This window comes from Arthrobacter sp. Y3221048 (genome assembly GCF_059092685.1).
On sequence record NZ_JBNHHX010000005.1, the window covers coordinates 236,460 to 243,542 of the forward strand.

General features: G+C 66.2%; 8 protein-coding genes. 5 read left to right on the plus strand and 3 right to left on the minus strand.

Going from position 1 to position 7,083, the window contains the following annotated elements:
• Window positions 1-7: 7 nt before the first annotated feature.
• Both AC5RVS_RS15830 and glgC read right to left on the minus strand, forming a co-directional pair.
• Complete coding sequence (locus AC5RVS_RS15830) at window positions 8-1,027, minus strand: YeiH family protein (RefSeq protein ID WP_494108860.1); 1,020 nt, start codon at window positions 1,025-1,027, stop codon at window positions 8-10.
• 193 nt (window positions 1,028-1,220) lie between these two features.
• Entirely contained in the window at window positions 1,221-2,501 is a 1,281-nt protein-coding gene (glgC, locus tag AC5RVS_RS15835; RefSeq protein ID WP_494108843.1) for a glucose-1-phosphate adenylyltransferase, read from the minus strand.
• Window positions 2,502-2,605: 104 nt separating this feature from the next.
• Here glgC and glgA point away from each other — a divergent pair, with 104 nt between their 5' ends.
• On the plus strand, window positions 2,606-3,802 hold the full coding sequence (gene glgA, locus AC5RVS_RS15840; protein WP_494108844.1) for a glycogen synthase: 1,197 nt from the start codon (window positions 2,606-2,608) through the stop codon (window positions 3,800-3,802).
• 22 nt (window positions 3,803-3,824) lie between these two features.
• Here glgA and AC5RVS_RS15845 read toward each other — a convergent pair whose 3' ends face one another.
• Window positions 3,825-4,262, minus strand: coding sequence for a protein-tyrosine phosphatase family protein (locus AC5RVS_RS15845; protein WP_494108845.1), 438 nt, complete (start codon window positions 4,260-4,262; stop codon window positions 3,825-3,827).
• Window positions 4,263-5,027: 765 nt separating this feature from the next.
• On the opposite strand from AC5RVS_RS15845, the gene AC5RVS_RS15850 reads away from it, so the two are divergent.
• The 4 genes from AC5RVS_RS15850 (at window position 5,028) to AC5RVS_RS15865 (ending at window position 6,974) form a co-directional block, all read left to right on the plus strand.
• Window positions 5,028-5,342 carry a hypothetical protein gene (locus AC5RVS_RS15850; protein WP_494108846.1) on the plus strand — a complete coding sequence of 105 codons (315 nt, stop codon included), beginning with the start codon at window positions 5,028-5,030 and terminating at the stop codon, window positions 5,340-5,342.
• A gap of 2 nt (window positions 5,343-5,344) precedes the next feature.
• On the plus strand, window positions 5,345-6,151 hold the full coding sequence (locus tag AC5RVS_RS15855; RefSeq protein WP_494108847.1) for a lysyl oxidase family protein: 807 nt from the start codon (window positions 5,345-5,347) through the stop codon (window positions 6,149-6,151).
• Window positions 6,152-6,189: 38 nt separating this feature from the next.
• On the plus strand, window positions 6,190-6,702 hold the full coding sequence (locus AC5RVS_RS15860; RefSeq protein ID WP_494108848.1) for a response regulator: 513 nt from the start codon (window positions 6,190-6,192) through the stop codon (window positions 6,700-6,702).
• Window positions 6,703-6,773: 71 nt separating this feature from the next.
• Entirely contained in the window at window positions 6,774-6,974 is a 201-nt protein-coding gene (locus tag AC5RVS_RS15865) for a nucleotidyl cyclase domain-containing protein (protein ID WP_494108849.1), read from the plus strand.
• Window positions 6,975-7,083 lie beyond the last annotated feature (109 nt).

A 7,083-nucleotide genomic window follows, 5' to 3' on the forward strand; every position in this document is an offset into this window, starting at 1 on the left:
GGCACCTTCAGCGTCCGCCCATCGCCAGCCAGGCCGCACCGATCCCCAGTCCGGCGATCAGCAGCCAGGAGAGCAGGGCCGTGGAGATGGCCGGCAGCGAGGAGCGGAGCAGTTCCCGCAGGCGGACGGCCGAGCCCAGCCCGAACAGTGCTGCGGCCAGCAGGAGTTCCTGCACGAACGCCATGCCATCCAGAACCGGCTGCGGCAACCATCCCGTGCTGCGCAGCAAGAGGAGGGTGAGGAAACCGAGGACGAAGAGCGGCACTACCGGCGGCTGCTTGCCTAGCGTGCCGGTCCCGTCCGCGTGGACGGCTCCCGCCTTCGCCCTCCGCCGGCTGTGCAAGGCCGCGGCGGCCGTGACGGGTGCCAGCATCACCACGCGGGCGAGTTTGACGACGACGGCGATGGTCAGGGCCGCTGTGCCGGCGCTCTGGGCGGTGGCGACCACCTGTCCGACGTCGTGCACGGAGGCCCCGGCCCAAAAGCCGAACACTTCCGGGGTCATGCCGGTGACCGCCATGACGGCCGGCAGTACGCCGATGGCCAGGGTGCCGCACAGCGTCACCAGGGCGACGGGCATCAGCGTGTCCTGGCCCCGGCTGCCCCGGGCCGCGGCAACCGCACCGATGGCCGAGGCCCCGCATATCGAGAACCCGGCGGCCAGCAGCACGGGCTGGTCGCCGGGCAAACGGTGCCAGCGCGCCAGCAGGTAGGTTCCGCCGAACGCCAGCAGCAGCACCAGCACCACCAGCACCAGCGCGAACCAGCCCAGCTCGGCCAGGTCCGAGAGCGCCAGCCGCGCACCCAGCAGCACAATCCCGGCCCGCATCAACGTCCGCCCGCAGAAGGCCAACCCGGGATGCGCCGGCCCACCCGACCACGCGGCAGTGGGCGGCAGGTTCGCCGCGAGGATGCCCAGGACGACGGCGAAACTCATCACCGGGACAGCCGGCGCCAGCCAGTGCAGGCCGTGGGCGGCAACTACCGCGACCGCCGCAAGGAGCAGCCCCGGTCCGACACGGCGCAGCCAGGGCGTGGCGCGCGTTCCGGGACCGTGCTGCTCCTGCGGCTGTCCGTTGCGGGCAGGGCGGGGCTCCGGTGACTGAGGGTGAGGCACTTCGCTACAGTACCGCCTGCGGTTCGCCGATCGAGCGCAGTGGGTGCCGTGGCCGCAGGAGAGGGCGCGCGTACACCACAAAGCGCCAACATTGTGTGCGCTGCTACAAAGAGGCTGCCTTGTGCTGGGCGCTCGCCGTGGGGTCGAGGAGGACGTTCTGGTCCTTGCTCAGGACGGTCAGCCCGGACTCGGTCACCGTGAAGCCCCGCGCGCGGTCCAGTTCCGGGTCGACGCCGATGGTGGCCCCGGCGGGAATGCGGACATTCTTGTCCACGATCGCCCTCCGGACTACGGCTCCCTCGCCCACCGTCACCTTGTCCAACAGCACGCTTCCGTGGATTTGGGCGCCTTCGGCGACGAAGACGTCGGAGGAGAGCACGGACTCGGTGACTTCTGCCCCTGAAACCACCACGCCCTGGGACAGGAGGGAATCGTGCGCCGTGCCGGCGGTGCCGCTGACTCCGCGGACCAGCTTGGCCGGGGGAGACACCGACTGGCGCGTGTAGATCGGCCACCGCAGGTTGTAGAGGTTGAAGGCCGGCAGCGGGCTGATCAGGTCCATGTGGGCTTCGTAGTAGGAATCCAGTGTGCCCACGTCGCGCCAATACTGCTGGTCCGCCCCGGTGGAGCCGGGAATGTCGTTCGCGGTGAAATCGTAGACGGCCGCTTCGCCGCGTTCCACGAAGTAGGGGATGATGTCGCCGCCCATGTCGTGGTTGGTGTCCAGCCGCTCGGCGTCGGCTTCCAGCGCCTGCAGCAGTGAGTCCGTGTTGAAGACGTAGTTTCCCATGGACGCCAGGAAACTGTGCGGGTCATCCGCCAGGCCGGGAGTCGTCGCCGGCTTCTCCACGAAGGCGCGGATTTTGGTGGGGGCATCGGGTTCGGACTCGATCACGCCGAACTGATTGGCCAGCGCGAGCGGCTGGCGCACCGCGGCCACACTGGCTACCGCGCCGGACGCTATGTGCTCCTCCACCATCTGGGAGAAGTCCATCCGGTAGACGTGGTCCGCGCCGACCACCACCACGATGTCCGGCCGGGCGTCGTGGATCAGGTTCAGGGACTGGTAGATGGCATTGGCGCTGCCCAGGAACCAGCTCTTGCCGCGCCGTTGCTGCGCCGGTACCGAAGCCACATAGTTGCCCAACTGCGAGGCCATTCGCCAGGTTTCGGAAATGTGCCGGTCCAGGCTGTGCGATTTGTACTGCGTCAGCACCACGATCTCCCGGTACCCGGAGTTGACCAGATTCGACAACGCGAAATCGATCAGCCGGTAGCTGCCGGCAAACGGCACGGCCGGCTTGGCCCGGTCGGCGGTGAGCGGCATCAGGCGCTTTCCCTCGCCGCCGGCGAGTACAACGGCCAGGACCTTCTTCTGTGGCATCGTCTATCCAATCGCATCCGCGGTCCATTGCCGGACCGACATATGACGTCCCCCTTGTCCACACACAGTAGAGGAAGGGTCGGGCGTGCACTACGTTAGGTGTCGTGCGTGTAGACATTGTGACAAAAGAATTCCCGCCGGAGATCTATGGCGGGGCCGGCGTCCACGTGGCCGAGCTCAGCCGGGTGCTGGCCGGCAGGGTGGACCTGCACGTGCATGCCTTCGGTGCCGGGCGGCCGTCGGATTTCCATGGCGCTACGGTGCGCAGCTACGGGGTTCCGGCCGGATTGCGGGAAGCCAATGCCGCGGTGCAGACCCTGGGCGTCGACCTTGAGATGCTCGGTGGCTTCGCCGGAGCGGACCTCATCCATTCCCATACCTGGTACGCCAACATGGCCGGGCATTTGGGGTCGCTGCTGCACGATGTTCCGCACGTGCTGAGTGCGCATTCGCTGGAGCCGTTGCGGCCGTGGAAGGCCGAGCAGCTGGGCGGAGGCTACAGGCTCTCGTCCTGGGCAGAGCGCACCGCCTACGAGGCGGCCGCCGCCGTCGTTGCTGTGTCCGCCGGGATGCGCAGGGACATTCTGCGCAGCTACCCCGACGTGGATCCGGACCGGGTGCACGTGGTCCACAACGGCGTGGACGTGCAGGAATGGAAACCGGATCTGGGCGACGACGCGGTGCGCGCCTTGGGGATCGACCCGGACCGGCCCAGCGTGGTCTTCGTGGGGCGGATAACCCGGCAGAAGGGTGTGCCGTACCTGCTGCGCGCTGCGGCGTTGCTGCCGCCGGAAGTACAGCTGGTGCTGTGTGCCGGGGCCGCCGACACACCGGAACTGGCGGCCGCGGTGAATGCCCTGGTGGCCGGGCTGCGCGGGACCCGCGACGGCGTCGTGGTGATCGAGCGGATGCTCCCGCGGGCCGAACTGATCCAGGTGCTCAGCCATGCAACCGTCTTCGCGTGCCCGTCGATCTACGAACCGCTGGGCATCGTGAACCTTGAGGCCATGGCCTGCGGCGCCCCGGTTGTGGCCAGCGCCACCGGTGGCATCCCGGAGGTCGTCGACGACGGCGTCACGGGCACACTGGTGCCCCTAGCCCAAGCGACCGACGGGACGGGAACCCCGCTGGATGAGGAACAGTTCGTCCGCGATTTCGCCGCCGCGCTCACCAAGACGCTGGATGACCCTGCCGCCGCCCGCCGCCAGGGCGAGGCGGGCCGCCGGCGCGCCGAGGAACACTTCTCCTGGGACTCCATCGCCGAGAAGACCTTGGGCGTCTACCGCAGCGTCGTGGCATAAGAGGCGCAGCCCGCGCAGCCTGCTACGAGCGTCCGGGGAACCGGCGTACGAAGCGTCGTTGCCACGGGGTTTCAACGGCGCCGGGGCGGTAGTGCTCCCGGATATAGCCGACGGCCTCGGCAGGCGGAATGCCGTCCAGGATCGCGATGCAGGCCAAGGCCGTGCCGGTTCGCCCCCGGCCTCCGTAGCAGGCAACCTCCACCCGTTCGTCCCCGGCGCGTCGCCACGCTTCGCGAAATGCTGCCTCGGCATCGGACAGGTCTTCCGGCAGCCGGAGATCACGCCATCGCACCCACCGTTGCTCCCACACGGTGGACGCCGGCGGCCGGTGCTTCAAGTACAGGGCGAAATCCGGCGCGAGACCCGGCGGCAGCGGACCACGCAGCGCGCGACCGCGCAGCAGTCGCCCGGACGGCAGCCGCAGCACTCCCGGCAGCCCAGGATCCCACGGTGGTTCCATGCCAGAGAGGATAGCCCCGGACGGAGCGCTGCGTCTCACCGCTTTGGATGCTTGGGTTCATGCGAACAGCGTGCTCGACGGCGTACGTTTCAAAAGACGTGTACCTTGGCCCCCGTGTGAAGTGCCTTCCGTCCGCCTTGGGGTTGCCCCGCGGAGAAGCAAGCATCCGGGTCTGACTGAGCCTGCCGACGCCCATCGACGCCGATAGCCGAGACCTCTACGACGAGGTGGGTGCAGCTGACCGCTGGTGGCGGGACTAGGCCGGTACGATTCTCGCCGCGTGGCGGCAGTGGTATCCGGCTCAGCTGCTTGGACTGCTGCCGGTGATCGAGCCGGGTGGTATCCGGCCGCGGGAGCTCTTGTACTGCATCCGCCAGTCGGATTCCCGGTACAGGCACTGCGATCTGAAGTTGGAACGTGCCCAGCTGGGCTTGACCCCGTGGGAGTTCCTCGAGACCTATGCCAGTGGCATACCGCCTCAGTCGTGGGTAAGGCTTGCCGCCCTGTACCAGCAGGCTGTGCAGGCTCGGCAGAAGGCCGGACCGGATCCAGCTGCGTAAGCTGATGGATCCAGTTTCTTTTCTGGCCGATCGTCTTCATTTTCCTTCACCGGATCCTCGACAGCGTAGGGCATCCGGTCTCAAGGCACTTGCGTCCGCTGAGCGGACGAACGCCGGTCCATTGATCGGCCCGCCCCGTGTTGCTAAGATCACACCAAGCTTGAGCAGAGGGCCTATAATCTTCGCGCGTGGTGGAGGTTCCCCGATGAATCACAAGCTTCGTATGCTTGTTCGCCTGGACATTGATAACCGCTCAGCCTTGGTTGCCGTCAAAGGCTGCTTGACCGTTCAGAGTTTCCGCGCTTTACTCCCGATCGTCCGGCGTACACGCGCCTTGGTGAACGGGCTCGCCGTTACTGTTGACCTCCGCGATGCTATACACATCGACGCTGCGGCCGCGGATGCACTCAGGGACTACATCAAGGCCGAACTCCACCACCATAATCAGGAGGAAGACGTGACTCTGCAGTTCCCGGATGTTTACCCGCGTATCAAGTCCGCCGTTGGCGGTGAGCAGTAGCTATGTCTACTTATTACTGGCGTTTTTGCGGTGCTGCGGTCGTTTCGATCGCGGTTTCTTCGTGTGTTCCGCAGGGCGATGCGGCCTTGAGCCCTGCAGGAACTTCCCCGCCGACGGACGTGGGAGCATCGTCGGCGTCTTCAGATGCTGCGGGTGACCTCCTTCCTGACTTGGTGATGCTGCCGTTGCAGTCGATCCACATCGGCTATGACCGAGGGGAGAAAGTACTTCGCTTCACCGCCGATGTCTTGAACGACGGCGACGGACCGATGCAGGTGACCGGTACCCGGTCCAGTACGGAGGAGCCTGATCTGCAGGTTTCTCAAGACATCCTGCAGGCAAATGGTGATTGGAGGTCGGTGGAAACCGACGCCATCATGCGGTACGAGACCGTAGACAGGCACGATCACTTCCACCTGCAGGAGTTCCAGCGTTATCGGATGCGACCGGAGGGCAGTGAGGAGTGGCGGGGCTCTCGCAAGGAAGGTTGGTGCCTGGTTGATGACGGCGGCCTGCGCGATAACCGATCCAGATACAGCGACGAGGACTACTACTGCGGAGAAGACGAGGAAGACGAGCTCACCGAGCTGGTTCAAGGGATGACCGAAGGGTGGGTGGACTCCTACAACTGGTACCTCGAGGGTCAGTACATCGAGCTCAAGGATTTGGAACTGCCCGGAAATTTCTGCCTTGAGGCAGAGGCTGATCCCAATGGTTCCCTTATCGAGAAGAACGACGATAACAACGTGACCTCGACTTTGGTGCACATCACCGAAACAGAAGCCTCCATCGTCAGACAGGGCTGTTAGCGCTGCGTCGGACTGCGGTGATGGGATAATCGAGACTGATGGGAGAGGTCGACCCGGTGCTACCTGCCGGCCGCCCGCCCGTTCGCGGCCGTGTGCTCGTTGTCGATGATGACGAGCAGATTCTTGCTGTGGCGAAGGCGACGCTGCAGCAAACAGGCATCGAGGTGTCGCATGCTCGTGACGCGGCGCAGCCGCTGGAGCTCGTCGCCCAGGCGGTCCCGGATCTCACCGTCAGCGACGCGATGCTGCCGGACATTGATGGATTCTCGCTCGTCGAGCGCCTGCGTGAGAACCGCCGGACGCGAACTATACCGCTCGTTTTCCTCATTGAGTGGCGCACACCCGGCGACATCCGCGCCGTCCTGAAGCTCGGGACATACGACTACGTCACCAAGCCCCTGCGCCCCGAGGAGTTGGCCGCGTGCGTCCACGCGAAGCTCGCCACGCGCGCGGTCCCCAAGGAACGTCTTGACAACGATCCCCGCACTGGTGCTGAGCGCCCACGTTCTTCGCGACGAGCTGCACCGGGAGGTCGCGCGCGCGACCCGTAGCGGCCGCCCAGGCGTCCTTGAGCTCGTTGAACTCAACGAGCTCAGGGCCGTCCACAGCCGCCTCGGGAATCGTGTCACGGACGCCGTTGCGCGCGCGCTTCGCCGACATTACCGCGCGCTGGTTGCGGCCCCTGGACATTGTCGGCCGGTTCGACCGTTGGCGCTTCGCGATCCTGCTGCCCGAGACCTCGGAGGACGAGGCCCAGTGGGTGCTGGACGATCTCACCCAGCGCCTCGTGCGCGCGCGTTTCGAGGTGCTCGGCGAGTTATGAGCCCGGTCTGCACGCAGGACAAGAACCGGCAATCTCTATAGCCTAGGGATGTGGAGGGCGTATGACAGTTCGCAGCGCAGGCATCCTGCTGTACCGGCGGAGCCTGGAA